The sequence below is a fragment of the Terrimonas ferruginea DSM 30193 genome (genome assembly GCF_000425585.1).
Taxonomy (GTDB): domain Bacteria; phylum Bacteroidota; class Bacteroidia; order Chitinophagales; family Chitinophagaceae; genus Terrimonas; species Terrimonas ferruginea.
The window spans coordinates 31814-46323 of the sequence record NZ_AUDS01000018.1 but is presented as its reverse complement, the minus strand read 5'-3'; the positions used below and the strand labels follow the sequence as shown (position 1 = coordinate 46323).

At 45.0% G+C, this 14510-nt stretch carries 14 protein-coding genes; 11 read left to right on the top strand and 3 right to left on the bottom strand.

Features of this window, described 5'->3' with window-relative positions; genetic code table 11:
- The first annotated feature begins 3 nt into the window (after nt 1-3).
- The 5 genes from H608_RS0106600 (at nt 4) to H608_RS0106580 (ending at nt 4170) form a co-directional block, all read left to right on the top strand.
- On the top strand, nt 4-459 hold the full coding sequence (locus H608_RS0106600) for an SRPBCC domain-containing protein (RefSeq protein WP_028786980.1): 456 nt from the start codon (nt 4-6) through the stop codon (nt 457-459).
- Between the two features lie 51 nt (nt 460-510).
- On the top strand, nt 511-888 hold the full coding sequence (locus tag H608_RS0106595) for a VOC family protein (protein WP_028786979.1): 378 nt from the start codon (nt 511-513) through the stop codon (nt 886-888).
- The gene (locus H608_RS0106590; protein WP_028786978.1) at nt 888-1253 is read left to right on the top strand and encodes a DUF1801 domain-containing protein; all 366 of its coding nucleotides are present in this window, start codon (nt 888-890) and stop codon (nt 1251-1253) included. The genes H608_RS0106595 and H608_RS0106590 overlap by 1 nt, the downstream gene beginning before the upstream one ends.
- 69 nt (nt 1254-1322) lie before the next feature.
- Complete coding sequence (locus H608_RS23470) at nt 1323-3626, top strand: AAA family ATPase (RefSeq protein ID WP_051268097.1); 2304 nt, start codon at nt 1323-1325, stop codon at nt 3624-3626.
- 94 nt (nt 3627-3720) lie between these two features.
- A complete protein-coding gene (locus H608_RS0106580) occupies nt 3721-4170 on the top strand; it encodes a hypothetical protein (RefSeq protein ID WP_028786977.1) in 450 nt (149 codons plus the stop codon).
- Between the two features lie 490 nt (nt 4171-4660).
- Here the strand turns inward: H608_RS0106580 and H608_RS0106575 are convergent, their stop codons facing one another.
- Nucleotides 4661-5563, bottom strand: coding sequence for an alpha/beta hydrolase (locus H608_RS0106575; protein ID WP_028786976.1), 903 nt, complete (start codon nt 5561-5563; stop codon nt 4661-4663).
- A gap of 200 nt (nt 5564-5763) precedes the next feature.
- On the opposite strand from H608_RS0106575, the gene H608_RS0106570 reads away from it, so the two are divergent.
- The 3 genes from H608_RS0106570 (at nt 5764) to H608_RS0106560 (ending at nt 8897) form a co-directional block, all read left to right on the top strand.
- Nucleotides 5764-6417, top strand: coding sequence for a FadR/GntR family transcriptional regulator (locus H608_RS0106570; RefSeq protein WP_162142846.1), 654 nt, complete (start codon nt 5764-5766; stop codon nt 6415-6417).
- A 61-nt stretch (nt 6418-6478) separates the two neighbouring features.
- Nucleotides 6479-7711 carry an MFS transporter gene (locus H608_RS0106565; protein WP_028786974.1) on the top strand — a complete coding sequence of 411 codons (1233 nt, stop codon included), beginning with the start codon at nt 6479-6481 and terminating at the stop codon, nt 7709-7711.
- 43 nt (nt 7712-7754) lie between these two features.
- Nucleotides 7755-8897: a hypothetical protein gene (locus H608_RS0106560; RefSeq protein WP_028786973.1), complete on the top strand. Its 1143-nt coding sequence runs from the start codon at nt 7755-7757 to the stop codon at nt 8895-8897.
- A 134-nt stretch (nt 8898-9031) separates the two neighbouring features.
- On the opposite strand, the gene H608_RS0106555 is transcribed toward H608_RS0106560, so the two are convergent.
- Nucleotides 9032-9514: a DUF2059 domain-containing protein gene (locus H608_RS0106555; RefSeq protein ID WP_028786972.1), complete on the bottom strand. Its 483-nt coding sequence runs from the start codon at nt 9512-9514 to the stop codon at nt 9032-9034.
- A gap of 6 nt (nt 9515-9520) precedes the next feature.
- Complete coding sequence (locus H608_RS0106550; RefSeq protein WP_028786971.1) at nt 9521-10447, bottom strand: SAM hydrolase/SAM-dependent halogenase family protein; 927 nt, start codon at nt 10445-10447, stop codon at nt 9521-9523.
- Nucleotides 10448-10550: 103 nt separating this feature from the next.
- Between H608_RS0106550 and H608_RS0106545 the strand changes: the two genes are divergently transcribed.
- The 3 genes from H608_RS0106545 (at nt 10551) to H608_RS0106535 (ending at nt 14404) form a co-directional block, all read left to right on the top strand.
- Nucleotides 10551-11624 (top strand): CBS domain-containing anti-phage protein, encoded by a 1074-nt coding sequence (locus H608_RS0106545; protein ID WP_028786970.1) that lies wholly within the window; start codon nt 10551-10553, stop codon nt 11622-11624.
- A 241-nt stretch (nt 11625-11865) separates the two neighbouring features.
- Entirely contained in the window at nt 11866-12840 is a 975-nt protein-coding gene (locus tag H608_RS0106540) for an HTH domain-containing protein (protein ID WP_038007511.1), read from the top strand.
- A 13-nt stretch (nt 12841-12853) separates the two neighbouring features.
- Nucleotides 12854-14404, top strand: coding sequence for a type I restriction-modification system subunit M (locus tag H608_RS0106535; protein WP_028786968.1), 1551 nt, complete (start codon nt 12854-12856; stop codon nt 14402-14404).
- Nucleotides 14405-14510: the final 106 nt, after the last annotated feature.

Below are 14510 nucleotides of genomic sequence, written 5' to 3'. Positions count from 1 at the left end.
AACATGACGGAACATATAACCGGCAAAACGTTACAGACTGTGGCTACGTTCAACGCTCCTTTAGAAATCGTTTGGGACGCGTGGACGAAACCGGAGCAAATCGCTACATGGTGGGGGCCGGCGGGCTTTACGAATACTATCCACAAAATGGATCTTCGTGAAGGTGGTGAATGGCGGCTCACCATGCACAGTGCTAATGGGCAGAACTTTCCCAACCGCAGTATTTTCAAAGAAATTATTCCGCTTGGGAAAATTGTCTTCGAACATTTTAATCCTCATTTCATGACCACAGTAATGTTTGAGCGTGACAATGATAAAACTATTATTGACTGGTCGCTGGAATTTGACTCCCCGGAAATGTTTGATATCATTGTGAAAGCGCATAAAGCTGACCGGGGACAAAGGGAGAATGTGGAGAAGCTCGAGAAGTATTTGGAAGGCTTAAGGCCAAAGGCATAAGGTGTAAGGAAAATCTTTAAATTTAACCTCTATTTCAATCATTACATCAATATGAAAAAAGTAACTGGCATTGGCGGCATTTTTTTTAAATGTAAAGACACAAAAGCCATGAAAGACTGGTACCAGAAACATCTTGGTCTGGACACCAATGACTATGGCGCCACTTTCAAATGGTATGAAGATGCGGAAGGCAAAAAAGAAGCCTCCACGCAATGGAGTCCGTTCAGCGAGACCACAAAATACTTTGAACCGTCGGAAAAGGATTTCATGATCAACTACCGTGTTGAGAACCTGGAAGCTTTGGTGGAAGAACTGCAGAAAGAAGGCGTGACCGTACTCGATAAAATCGAAGCATACGATTACGGCAAATTTGTGCATATCCTCGATGCGGAAGGCAACAAGATTCAATTATGGGAACCGGTTGATTGATGAAAGCACTCGATAATTTTTACAATACGCAACCTGAGCCATACCGTTCCACCCTGCTGGCATTACGTGATATTATCCTGGCCGTCGATCCGGAGAATATTACGCCGGAATGGAAATACAAACTGCCTTTCTTTTGTTACAAAGGGAAAATGTTTTGTTACCTCTGGGTGCATAAAAAGTTTCAGCAACCCTATGTCAGCTTTGTACACAGCGAAGAACTGACACACCCGTTGTTGTTATTGGAGAAGCGCGACCGGATGAAAATTTTACTCATCGACCCCAACGATGATATTCCTTTGAAACTGCTGCAACAACTGTTGCATGCATCTTTGAAAACCTGCAAGCGGAAACTGGCCAAACGGTAATTACCGGAAAAATCCCCCTCCCCTGACATAGAACGATCAGATATTTTTGCTCATCACAAGCCAACCATTATGAGCAAAACTTATCCTCTCGCTGTTGCCGGCAATATTGAAAGCACCAAAAAACTCATCCAGGAAACGCTGGAGAAGAGAACAGAACTCAAAGCATCAAAAGACACTATCGAGCGCAATCTGCGTTCGCTGGAGAAGAAATTGCGCCGTAAGACAAAAGGATTTTTTGGAAAAATATTTAGCTCCGACAGCGAGCGGGAACAATTACGGATTGAGGTCGACGGTGTAAGACAGCAACTCGCAGATGTAACAACGGAATTATCTTTGCTGGCAGTAGACATCAGTCCTTTTCAACAACAGGTAACGGACGAGAAATATATCGCATTTATTGAAGCGGCCGAGCGTATTTCACAGTCGCAAAAAACATGGCAGATTACTTCTTCCGTCAGAAATACCGAAATAAAATCTTCAGCAGCGCACAGTGTCACCAAAAGTGAAATAGCCATTTTCGTCACCGAACTGGAACTTATTCATTCCGATTACAAAGCTGTTTGTTTTAAAAATGTGACAGGTCCCCCGCTGTTTATTTACCCCGGCATCGCCATCTGGTTCACCGGAAATGATCAGGCAAACATCGCGTCGTCCGCAGAATTGGATTTCTTTTTTCATCCGCAGCGTTTCATCACTTCATCCTTTCCGGCAGATGCAGAAGTCATCGATAAGGTATGGGACAAAGTGAACAAAAACGGAGGTCCCGATCTCCGCTTCAGCAATAATTTTCAAATCCCTGTTGTGCGCTATGCTTCGCTGGAGTTTACGGTACCGGGTTTGGGCGAACGCAACTATTATATCAGTAACTACCCCGCGGGCGAAGCGTTTGCAGAGGCATTTGAGGCCATTACTTCCACCACGCCATTATTGAAAATAATGACGCAAAAAAAACCTGCCCTGACAAATGCATTTACACAGTCCTACTATGATCTGCTGAAAGAATTTTCTCAAGAATTGGATAGATTTTTTAGCAGCTCAAGACAAGACGACATTATTATAAAAAAAATTGAGGCTATTACCGGGAAAACGCCCGATCGGCAATTTATCGGGGCTTTGATGATCTATGACTTTTGCCAGGCAACGCGATTATTGAATAGCAAAAAGTATAAAAATACAGATCTTGAAACTGCTGGAATGGGTTTTGCCTGTTCGGGTTTATTGTCTAAAAACAGCTTGCTCGAACAAGATTATGAAGTGCTGGCTCATTTATATGCATTAAACGAACAGGAAGATGCAGTACGATCGCTATTTGAGATAGGAAAAGAAGGCAATCCGCTTCCACATAAATACGACAGTCCGTTTGGTCTTCTTGTTCAATTGAAAGAAATCAATCATCCCCTTTTCGATGAATACGCCGGAATGATTTATCGTCTGGTCAATATCCTCGCAAAGGCAGATGGCCATATCTCAAAAGACGAAGAAGCCAATCTTAAAAAAATATACCAGCTTACGCATCATCCTGTTCCGCAGGCAGCGATCAAAACAGCCATTGTTGAGACCACAACCCAATCCCTGGAAGAGATACTGGCAGAACTGGAAGAAATGATCGGACTGGATGAAGTGAAGAATGAAGTAAAGACACTGGTAAATTTTATCCGCATTCAAAAGACGCGGGAAGCGTCGGGATTAAAAACATCCGGTCTTTCCTATCATGTGGTGTTCACCGGAAATCCGGGTACGGGAAAAACAACCGTCGCCCGTATTGTAGCAAAACTTTACAAAGCACTGGGTGTGCTGCAGCAAGGACATTTGGTAGAAACAGATCGTTCGGGGCTGATTGCTGAGTACATGGGACAAACCGCGGCCAAGGTGAACAAGACGGTGGACGGAGCGCTTAATGGTGTCCTTTTTATAGACGAAGCATATGCGCTGGCCGGATCTCATAACAATGATTACGGGCATGAAGCCGTAGCTGCACTGATCAAAAGAATTGAGGATGATCGTCACAGACTGGTCGTGATCATGGCCGGTTATACCGGCGAAATGCAGGAATTCATCAACACCAATCCCGGCTTTCAATCACGTTTTAACCGGTATATTTCGTTCCGTGATTATACTCCGGATGAGCTGTATGCGATATTTGAACTGTATTGCCGTCGCTCCGAATATAAAATAAATGGAGAGGCCAGCGTGCAATTGAAGCAACTGTTTCAGCAGGCCTACGATACCCGGAATGAAAGTTTCGGCAATGGCAGGCTGGTGAGAAATATGTTCGAGAAAACGCTGGAAAATCAGGCAAACCGTATCGCCGGCATTGCAACGCTTACTACAGAAATACTTACAACGATTACAGAGGATGATATAGCTGTTTAAGAACTTTTTCAAAGCCGTATTTTCTTTGTTTTTCAACGTGATAATCCCATACGCAGGTCTTTTCTATCTGCTAGTTTTGGTAAAAATTATCACAATGAATAACAACACAACAATTGATAACACAGCGTTCGTGAATGCTTCGGAAACGGCAGAAGCCAACCCTCCCTCTTCAGGTCCGGCAAAAGAAGCCGGGAAATTAACCAAAGACAAAAAAGAAAAAATCGTTCCGTTACTCGAAGCGATTTCAACAACCTTTCATTTACCTCCGGAACTGATCGGGCGTGCGCAGCCTGCGTCTGTCTTTCACATCATCGGTAATACGATCCGCTGCACGCGTACCAAACACAACACACCGTTGATCAGTGTACACATGCCCGATCCCGAAGTAACCAGGGAATTCCCCGATCATCTGCAAAACAAAATTGAGTGGTGCGAAGACAAGGTGGTGGAAGATGAGCTGCGTCTTGACGACCTCGAAAAGAAAATACAACGGCTGCAGCAGAAAATAGCGGCGCTGGTAGCCGAACAAGAGCAGTTAAGCTGACAAGACCTTGATGGTTCCTTTTCATTCGCTTAGGCAAATCCAAGGGCAAACTGACCCTCTGCGTACAAGAGGCGTGCTGAAAAGCACAACTGAAAGGTTGCCTTTGGTAACAGATGAATTAGCCTTTACTGTTTTACCGATCTACTTTTCATCGGCCTCTCCGCAAGGGAAGGTTTGCTTAAAACGGGCCCGGTGTCTACCGGGGCCTCTTTTTTATAATTCAAAAGTAAAAATTAAAAAGTCAAAATGCGGCGTATCAAGTCAGTCGTAGTTCCTTTTTGATCTCTAACTTTTGACTTTCTCTCTGCTCCTTATGCGTCTTTACGTGAAAAAAATCGGCATGTCAAGTCGGTGCTACTTCTTTTTTTTGACTTTTGACTTTTGAATTTTGAATTTCCCCCTGCTCCTTATGCGTCTTTGCGTGAAAAAAATGCGGCATATGAAGTCAGGCTTAATTCTCTTTTTTGACTTTTGAATTTTGACTTTTGACTTATAAGGCTGTTCGCGCAAAAGCATCGATCGCCACTACGGCCTCTGCCTTTTTACTGTCCGGATCCAGGCTATGCCCTGCGCCGGTAATAATAAGATATTGATTAACCACGGAGCGCGAAGTCAACAACTGTGTATAAGCACGGTAAAGATCATCACCACTATCCTGTTCAGGACGGATATTGATAGCCGCCACCGCATTGGAAGAATTATTACTGACCCAATAAGGACTGATAGCCATATACGCCAGTTTGTTGGGATTGGTAGCCGGCACGCCTGTAGCGCGGAATAAAACTTCCAGCAACAGCGGAGGCATAAGTGCAGCTTCCGATTCATCGGAGAAAGCAAAACTGGTCGCCCCTGCGATATTCGCGACCACTTTAATGCGCTTGTCGCTGTTCTTATTGCCATGTGCATAAAGCAGTGCCAGCGTGGCACCGGCACTATGTCCGGCAAGAAGCCATTTCGAACTACTTACTTTCCAGGAGCCAACTGAGGTGGCCACCTTATCGGTAATAGAACGGATATCATTTAATTGATCGGAGATTTTTATAGCACTTGCCTGGTGAAGAACCGGCGTTTGAGAAAGACCTGTTGAATCAACGAGGCGATAATTGGCGTTCACCACGGCATAGCCCCGGTCGAGAAACAGGCGCGTATAAGCATTGACTTCTGCTTTATCGCCGGCTACAAATCCACCGCCGTGAAGAAAAATTACCACAGGGGTTTGAGTGTTTCGTTCCGCAGGCAAATGAACGTCCATCTTTTGCTGCGCATGACTACCATAAGAAACGTCGGTGATCACTTGTTCTTCATCCGCCGGCAGCTCGTTGTCGGAAGATTTGGAGCAGCCCGCTAAAATAAAAGCGCCGGCGAGACATAAAGCAATGATTTTGGTGTACATAGGTTAAGATTGACAGGTTGAATAACGGTGATAGGATAAAAGGACTAAATCCATGCCAGAAGAAAATTCAAGTGTCAAAAGTAGTTGGGATAATAGGCTAAATAAAACTTTGGAATCACCTGGCGTATGTACCTTTTTTTGAATTTGACTTTTTAATTTTGAATTATCTACCTTCGCAGTCATCAGATGATATGATGACTATGGCCTTACAACGAAAAAGTCTCGCAGAAGCAGTAGCGGATCAGTTACAGACTGCTATTACATCCGGCAACTATGCCGTTGGTGAGCAATTACCGACCGAACCCGAATTGATGGAACAATTCGGCGTGGGCCGTTCTTCCATCCGTGAAGCGGTGCGGCTATTGGCCAACAGTGGCTGGGTTCGCTCACAACAGGGAGTTGGTACGTTCGTCGCTTCGCGCAGTGGTGCGGGCAGACCGCTGGTAAAGTTTTTGGAAGAAGCTTCATTCACCGAAGTGGACGAATTACGACTGATGCTCGAAATTAAAATTGTGGAGAAAGCGGCGCTTAACCGTACGACCCGGGATATTGCGCGAATGCAACAGCAATTGAAAAAACGCTGGCGATACGCGCAAAAAAATAATCTCGATGCCTGCGTACAGGCAGATATTGAATTTCATACCACGTTGGCGGAAGCGTCCCGCAGTGGTATCATGCTCGACCTTTACCGGACAATCGCAGAGTACCTGCGGTTGGAGTTTTTGCATAAATACATCGATACACAAGAGTTCCTGGTGTCGCAAGACCGGCACGAAGACCTGCTTAAAGCCATCGAATCAAAAAATGTAGAAGATGCTGTAGCGATTGCCACCTTGATCAATAATGCACGTTGATGCGGCGCCGTAACCGCATCTTTTTTACAACACAAACTTCAGATGATCTGATTACTGAAAGATGAAAACAACAACAACTAACCTCGTGGCCGACGTGGCGGCCGCTAAAGCTGAACGTACCGTGTACCCCGTGCTGGTGATGATCAGCGTATCGCATTTGGTCAATGATACGATCCAATCACTGATACCAGCGAGTTACCCGATCCTCAGGACTTCCCTCAACCTGAGCTTTTCCGCGCTCGGGCTGATTACCCTGGTATTTCAGCTCGCCGCATCCATATTGCAGCCGTTTGTCGGCGCTTATACCGATCGTCGTCCCAAGCCTTATTTCCTGGTGATGGGCATGGCTTTTTCGTTTGCGGGATTATTACTCCTGGCTTTTGCGCAAACCTATCCTCTTGTATTATTGGCAGTGGTGTTGGTGGGCATGGGTTCGGCCGTTTTTCATCCGGAAGCTTCGAAAGTGGCTTACCTGGCCTCAGGTGGGCGACGTGGTTTCGCGCAATCTGTATTTCAATTGGGAGGTAATGCAGGTTCATCTGCCGGCCCCTTACTGGCTGCCCTGATCATTGCACCCTTTCACCAGGAACGTATCGCCTGGTTTGCGGTACTGGCCATAATAGGCATGATGGTATTGACAAGAGTTGCTGCCTGGTACAAAGCGCATTTGATATTCCGTGCGCAACAAACCAAATCCATACAGGACAATGTTGCGCCTTTCCCGCGAAAAAAAGTAATCATTGCTATCGGCATTTTGCTGATCCTGATCTTTTCGAAGTACTTCTACATGGCCAGCATGACCAGCTATTTTACTTTTTATCTCATTGATAAATTTAATATTTCTGTTTCCAGTGCGCAGATTCATTTGTTCCTGTTCTTATTTGCCGTGGCAGCCGGCACCCTGATCGGCGGGCCGCTGGGCGATAAGATAGGGCGTAAATATGTGATCTGGATTTCGATACTGGGTGTGGCGCCGTTTTCGCTCGCCCTCCCCTACGCCGGTCTGGCCGTCACTTCCATCCTCAGCGTATTCATCGGTATTATCCTTGCCTCTGCTTTTTCTGCCATCCTCGTGTACGCACAGGAACTGATGCCGGGAAAAGTAGGATTGATCGCGGGGTTGTTCTTTGGTCTCGCATTCGGAATGGGCGGATTGGGCTCGGCACTGCTTGGCCAACTGGCAGACCGTACGAGTATTGGTTATGTATACCAGGTTTGTTCGTACCTGCCGTTGCTGGGACTATTGGCGGTATTCTTACCGGATACAAAAAAAGTGAAGAAGACAAAAGCATAGAACCGGATTGCATAAATTTTCCCGCAAAAAAACTGATTCCAGGATGAAATACCTGCTTAGCATTACCCTTTTGATCATGGTAATAACCGCTGAGGCGCAGCAGAAAATTCCGTTGATAAAAGCCAACGCCCTGCAAGCGAGAATTATCGAAGGAAAGGATGAACCGCGTGGATGGTCGCTGGATCCGCGCGTAAAACCGGATGTATATACGATGACGAAAAGTGTGACGAAGAAATCTTTCCGCTTCGTCACGGATATTGATTCTATTCAGTTGGTGTTAAAACCCGGAGAGTCGCGCGACTTTATTGTTTTAGTAAATGGAAAAGACAGTTGTTATACACGTGTAGAAAATCCCCCGTTAAAAAACTACTCACACATCAGTCCGTCAACCCATGATACGATTCCATTTGAACTGACCGACTACGACAACCTCAAAATAAAAGCAATTGTCAATGACAGGGATACGCTTAACCTGAAATTCGATACAGGCACTACCGGATTGGTGCTCACCAACGAAGCCATAAAAAGTAAAACACAAGGAATAAGTCTCACTGCGGATAATTCGCTCCGGATTGGTAACATGAAATGGGATAGTCTTCTGGTTTATCACGTGGAACTATCGGGTCAGGGAACCGATGGCCGTTTTGGCTGGGATTTGTTTGATGGAAAAATTGTGGAAATGGACTATGATAACAAGGGGCTTATTGTTCATTCGAGACTGCCTTACAAACCCGGCAAGGCGTACGCGAGATTTCCGATCGAATATTCGCATACGATATTCTGCATAAACGCATCACTGGAAGTAAAAGGAAAAAAATATGCGAATCGTTTCCTGTTCGACAATGGCTATCAGCGGACGATCATGCTCGATACGGTATTGATGCATGAACAACAATTTCCCGGCGATCAGGAAGTAATTAAAAAGGTGATTATGCGCAATGGGCAGGGAAAAGAAGTACCGGTGTTGACAGTCAACCAGGAGCGCTTCAATGTTGGCAACTATTCATTGACGAATATCCCTGTTCAGTTGATGACGATGAGCAATCCTGCCCGTTTCAAAACACATATCCTTGGTAACGAAGTGCTGAAACGCTTCAATACAATCCTTGATTTTCAGAAAAATATGGTCTACCTGAAACCGAATGGACTTTGGAATGAGACGTATAAGGAGAGTAATAAGTTGTAAGTTTTATTCGCTTCGCACCTTTGCTCCTTATGTAACTTTGCGTGAACCTGGCAACTTTTCATGCTGAGCCGCAGCTATTCTCAACTCGCTTTTTTGACTGGTCCCTGAGTTTGCCCGAAGTATCGGGCGAAGGGTTAATTTTGAATTAACCTCATCAATCCTTCCGCATCCTTCACCGACCGGATGATCAGCAAAATATAATCGCTGTTCATTTTTTTACCGGCCGATGTTTTGTAAAAGCGCAGCAGATCGTCTATTTCTGTTTCAGTAAACGTCTGGCGGTACATATTGATCAGCGCGTTGTCCAGTAACTTACCGGTCTTGCCGGTAGTGATTTCAGTCAGTAGCCGATCGTAATAATCTTTTCCGTGGACGGTATCTTTCTCCTGCTCTTCGCGGATCTTGATCTGCAATACCATTTCGATATCGATGCCATTTTTTTCCCTGCGCAACTGCCGGATCTTCTGCGTCAGCGCATCTTCAGGAACCGCCAGGGTATCCGTCTTCAAAAAATCTGCCGTCTCGGCTTGTTTGATCTTTAGCAAAAAAGAAGAATCCACCTGGGCGAAGCTGGACGCAGGAAGCAAGAAGCATAATGCGATCAATATTTTTTTCATGAGCTCTTATTTTAAATTTGTACTTCGGCCCCTGAGCTTGTCGAAGGGTTGAATTTTCACTCTCCATTCGTTTCCGCTTCCAACCTTAAACTTCTCCGCAAAACTTCCCTGGTTGACAGCAAAGGAAAGATTCATCAGGCTGTTAAGATAAGCCAAAGACTGGCCTTCTGCTACATCTGCAAACGTATGCGCCATTGGCAACTTGCCCGTAAACACCAGCGAATCCTTGTGAAAAACATCCAGCAATAGCGTATCGCCGCGCTGGATGCCGGCGAGTGAAACCAGGCTATCAGGGATATTGGTCCACACATTGCCGTACTGTATATCCAGCACGGGGATCATGCCGCTGAGTACAGCGTCCTCTTTAACAGCTTTCTGATAAGGCAACGCGACAACCTTGTTTTGCAATAAAGGCCCTGTTTCTTCAAAACTGATCACACCTGCTGCCAGTCGCGCGGCGGTATACACATACACATCGCGACCGTGGAAAGTATAAGAACTATCGGATCCTTGCCGGCGGTTGATTTTCTCGTCGATTTGTCGGATGGCTTCGATGCCGGGCGATTCAACGAGCAAAGTGAGCGTACCGTTATCGGGTGTAACAATGAAAACACCTGATTTCAACCTCGCTACGACCGACTTCCGCTCCGAACCCACTCCCGGATCAACAACCGAAACAAACACGGTGCCCGTTGGCCAATAGCCGACGGACTGGTGAAGCCGGTAAGCCGCTTCCCATATATTATAAGCAGGAATCTCGTGGGTGAGGTCAAAAATATCGAGGTTGGCGTCCACTCCCCTCGCCACGCCGCGCATGGCAGCCACTGCGCCGTCTTTGGTACCGAAGTCGGTTTGGAGTACGAGGGCGTTATGGGGTTTGGGGGAGGTGCAGGAGATGAACGAAAGGAGTATTATAACGAGGAGATACTTCATGAGGTTGAAGGTACACCTGAAATAAAAAGGGTGTTTTTCCGGGTACTAAAAACTTTGAAAAGTTAAATAATATTCTGATTTTCCGCAACTTAAAATTACACCGATGGCCCATATTCCTTCGAAGCTTTTGGAAATTAAAAAGAAAGTTGACGCCGGGGAAAGCGTTGAAGATGTAACAGTGAGAACCCTACTTGGGTGGTTCTGGGGATCTCAGCGACGTGGATGGTTCGTTGTCAAATCAATAAGGGATGCACTGTATGAATTACATCTTGAGACCATCCCTGACTTTAGTAGTGCCTATATCGATTCCTTGATTAGGTTTCAAAACGTTCACTCCATAACCAGCAATCAAGTGTCCGAGCCTATTAAAATGGAAAGTGACATATTGAGAGAAGATTTGGGAGCAAATAAAAATGATGAGATGCTCAATTTTGACGACCCAACCTACCGGGTTTCCAGGCTTGAGGCGGCTAATAAAAAATTAATAGCAGTAAAACCTGACAGTGATCTATCCGAGGCAATTACGCTCATGATGACATTCGACTTTTCACAATTACCGGTTATGCAGACCGAAAAAAGGGATTTGAAGGGGGTTATCAGTTGGAGATCGATCGGCCAAAAACTAGCTGTTGGGCTCCACTCGAGAAAAGTGCGTGATTTGATGGAGCCGAATTATCAGTTAATTAACTCTGACACTTCCTTGTTTAAGGCTATTCCGTCCATTATAGAACATGATTATGTCCTTGTGCGGAACAGTTCGAATGAGATATGTGGTATCGTTACGGCAAGTGATCTTAGCGCCCAATTCAAACAGTTAACAGAACCTTTTCTCCTCGTTGCAGAAATTGAAAACCATTTGCGCTTATTGCTTACAAAATTAGACAAAGACGAATTGGCTAAAGGCAAGGATGATAAAGATGAAGAACGAACAATCTCAGATGTCTCCGACCTCACGTTTGGCGAATATTTACGACTTTGCCAAAACACCTTAATTTGGGAGAAAATAGGGTTGCCAATAGATCGGGTAAATTTCTGTGCACAATTGGAGAAGATCAGGACCATACGTAATACGATAATGCATTTTGATCCAGATGGCCTGGCCGAAACTGAAACAGAAGATCTGCGTAGTTTCGTCAGGTTATTACAGACTATAAGAAACTTAGGAGTAGTCCACTAAAGTATCGCATTTTCCAAGTCTTATTTTATTCAAAATTCAGCTAATAACCCAAAAAAGAAATTTGCCCGCCGATTTTGCCAAAGCTGTATTTAAACATGGCGACAAAAAAGCTAAATTTGTCACCCGAGACTATAAATGGTCGTACTACAGGCAAGTGTTGAGAACCTTCGCAACGCCAAATCATACGAAATGGTTAATCAACTGATTAGTATCGTTAGTACAAAACCTAGAACTACTTATTATGCCTAAAACCACCTTTTGGGATATCATTGTAAAAACTTTGTCAGAAGTTGAAACACCTCTTTCTCCCAAAGAAATATGGGACACGGCACATCAGATTGGTACAATTGGAGATTTTGTTTCTACAGGTAAAACGCCGTGGGCGACCATAGGTGCTTATTGCTATACCGATATACAAAGAGCTGGAGAAAACTCAACCATTATTCAAACTAGCGAGCGGCCCGCGCAGTTTTTCCTTCGACGTTTAATAACGAAAATCGATCTTAACAAAGTACAAAAGGAGCAGGACGAAGCATTCGTACAAAAAGAAGAAAGGGAGTTAAAGAAATTCAATGAGCGCCTTCTCCACCCGTTGTTAGCGGCTTATACCTATGGCGATCCCCATTTTAAAGCCAACGTAAAAACAATCTTTCATGAAAATTCAATTAGAGGCACCAAAGGGCGAAATGAGTGGCTCCATCCCGATTTGGTAGGTGTTTACTTCCCTTTCAGAGACTATAAGCAAGAGACACTTGATATTCAGAGTCATTTATCAATTAGTGCGATAAAGTTGTTTTCATTTGAGATCAAAACAAAGATTAGTTTTTCGAACCTTCGGGAAGCTTATTTTCAAGCAGTCTCTAACTCAAGCTGGGCAAATGAAGGATATTTGGTTACACTAAATCTGGAAGATGATCTGTCACTGCTGGATGAGATACGTAGACTAAATAATGCCTTTGGCATAGGACTTATCAAAATTAACTGTGAAAACATCTACGAAAGTGAAATATTGTTTCCAGCCAGAGTTAATACGGAAATCGACTGGGATACAGTTAATCGTTTAGCAACTGAAAACTCAGACTTCAGTACCTTTTTAAAGCTTATCAGCGAAGATTGTAAATTGGGTAAAGTAAAGAGTGACTACGATAGAGTTCTTTCTCTTGATGAACTGACAATATATATCGAAAAAAAAGATATAAAAAGCAATACCAACTAATTAGTATAGACGAATGGCCAAACAAAAGACAACGACCGAAGAACCCCTTGAGAAACAACTCTGGAAAGCTGCCGATAAACTTCGTAAAAACATCGACGCAGCCGAATATAAACACATTGTGCTCGGTCTTATTTTCCTCAAATACATCTCCGATGCCTTTGAAGTGCAATATGCCAAACTACAAGACGAGGTAAAGAAAGGTGCCGATCCGGAAGACCGTGACGAATATAAAGCGGACAATGTATTCTTCGTACCTCCTTCCGCACGGTGGAATTTTCTGAAGAACAGTGCCAAGCAAAGCACCATCGGCAAAATCGTGGACGACGCCATGGATGCAATTGAAAGAGAAAACTCCTCTCTTAAAGGTGTATTGCCCAAAGTATTTGCCCGTCAAAACCTCGACCCCACCAGTCTCGGCGAACTGATCGATCTGATCAGCAATATTGCCTTGGGTACGGTCAAAGCCCGCAGCGCCGATGTGCTGGGGCATGTATTTGAGTACTTCCTTGGAGAGTTTGCCCTGGCTGAAGGCAAGAAAGGCGGACAGTTCTATACGCCACGCAGCGTGGTGGAGTTGCTGGTTGAAATGCTGGAACCGTACAAGGGCCGTGTATTCGACCCTTGCTGCGGATCAGGCGGGATGTTTGTGCAGTCTGAAAAATTCGTGGAAGACCACCAGGGTCGTATCAATGATATATCCATTTATGGACAGGAAAGCAACCAGACCACCTGGCGCCTGGCCAAAATGAACCTTGCTATTAGAGGAATTGACAGTTCGCAGGTAAAATGGAACAGCGAAGGTTCTTTTCTGAATGATGCGCACAAAGACCTCAAAGCTGATTACATCATTGCTAACCCACCCTTCAACGTCAGCGACTGGGGAGGCGAACTCCTCCGCAGCGATGGACGCTGGCAATATGGCACGCCACCCGTGGGCAATGCCAACTTTGGATGGCTGCAGCATTTCATTTATCACCTGGCTCCCAGCGGCCAGGCCGGTGTTGTTTTGGCGAAAGGTGCATTAACCTCAAAGACAAGTGGTGAAGGCGAGATACGTAAGGCGCTGGTGGAAGCCGGGCTGATCGACTGTATTGTTAACCTGCCAGCGAAGCTCTTTCTCAATACGCAGATACCGGCCGCTTTGTGGTTGATGAGCCGTAATCGTACTTCGACAGGCTCAGCAGGCCACGGCAAATTCCGTGACCGCAGCAAGGAAATATTGTTCATCGATGCCCGTAATCTCGGTCATTTGATCAACCGCCGTACCCGCGAACTATCAAAGGACGACATTAAGCAGATTACCGACACCTACCACAACTGGCGGAACAAGGATGGGAAATATAGCGACGTTCCCGGCTTTTGCGCAACGGCTCCTATTGAAAAGGTAGCCTCGCTCGATTATGTATTGACGCCTGGCCGTTATGTAGGTCTGCCCGATGAAGAGGATGACTTTAACTTTGCAGAACGTTTTACGGCATTGCAGGCTGAACTTGATGAGCAGTTGAAGGAAGAGGCGAAGCTGAATAAGATAATAGCTGACAACCTGAAGAAAATAAAGCTATAGTCGGGTGCTGTCATTCATGAATCCCAATACTTCTGTAAAATCTATACGTTTTAGAAAAGACCTGGATTTCGAGGACACTAAGGATGGTACCAGCATTGCCATTTAG

Excerpts from the sequence above, each read along its gene's own strand:
- H608_RS0106600 (WP_028786980.1), top strand. The coding sequence starts at position 4 with ATGACGGAACATATAACCGGCAAAACGTTACAGACTGTGGCTACGTTC.
- H608_RS0106565 (WP_028786974.1), top strand. The coding sequence starts at position 6,479 with ATGAAAACAACAACAACTAACCTCGTGGCCGACGTGGCGGCCGCTAAA.
- H608_RS0106580 (WP_028786977.1), top strand. The coding sequence starts at position 3,721 with ATGAATAACAACACAACAATTGATAACACAGCGTTCGTGAATGCTTCG.
- H608_RS0106555 (WP_028786972.1), bottom strand. The coding sequence starts at position 9,514 with ATGAAAAAAATATTGATCGCATTATGCTTCTTGCTTCCTGCGTCCAGC.
- H608_RS0106570 (WP_162142846.1), top strand. The coding sequence starts at position 5,764 with ATGGCCTTACAACGAAAAAGTCTCGCAGAAGCAGTAGCGGATCAGTTA.
- H608_RS0106560 (WP_028786973.1), top strand. The coding sequence starts at position 7,755 with ATGAAATACCTGCTTAGCATTACCCTTTTGATCATGGTAATAACCGCT.
- H608_RS0106595 (WP_028786979.1), top strand. The coding sequence starts at position 511 with ATGAAAAAAGTAACTGGCATTGGCGGCATTTTTTTTAAATGTAAAGAC.
- H608_RS0106575 (WP_028786976.1), bottom strand. The coding sequence starts at position 5,563 with ATGTACACCAAAATCATTGCTTTATGTCTCGCCGGCGCTTTTATTTTA.
- H608_RS0106550 (WP_028786971.1), bottom strand. The coding sequence starts at position 10,447 with ATGAAGTATCTCCTCGTTATAATACTCCTTTCGTTCATCTCCTGCACC.
- H608_RS0106535 (WP_028786968.1), top strand. The coding sequence starts at position 12,854 with ATGGCCAAACAAAAGACAACGACCGAAGAACCCCTTGAGAAACAACTC.
- H608_RS0106590 (WP_028786978.1), top strand. The coding sequence starts at position 888 with ATGAAAGCACTCGATAATTTTTACAATACGCAACCTGAGCCATACCGT.
- H608_RS23470 (WP_051268097.1), top strand. The coding sequence starts at position 1,323 with ATGAGCAAAACTTATCCTCTCGCTGTTGCCGGCAATATTGAAAGCACC.
- H608_RS0106540 (WP_038007511.1), top strand. The coding sequence starts at position 11,866 with ATGCCTAAAACCACCTTTTGGGATATCATTGTAAAAACTTTGTCAGAA.
- H608_RS0106545 (WP_028786970.1), top strand. The coding sequence starts at position 10,551 with ATGGCCCATATTCCTTCGAAGCTTTTGGAAATTAAAAAGAAAGTTGAC.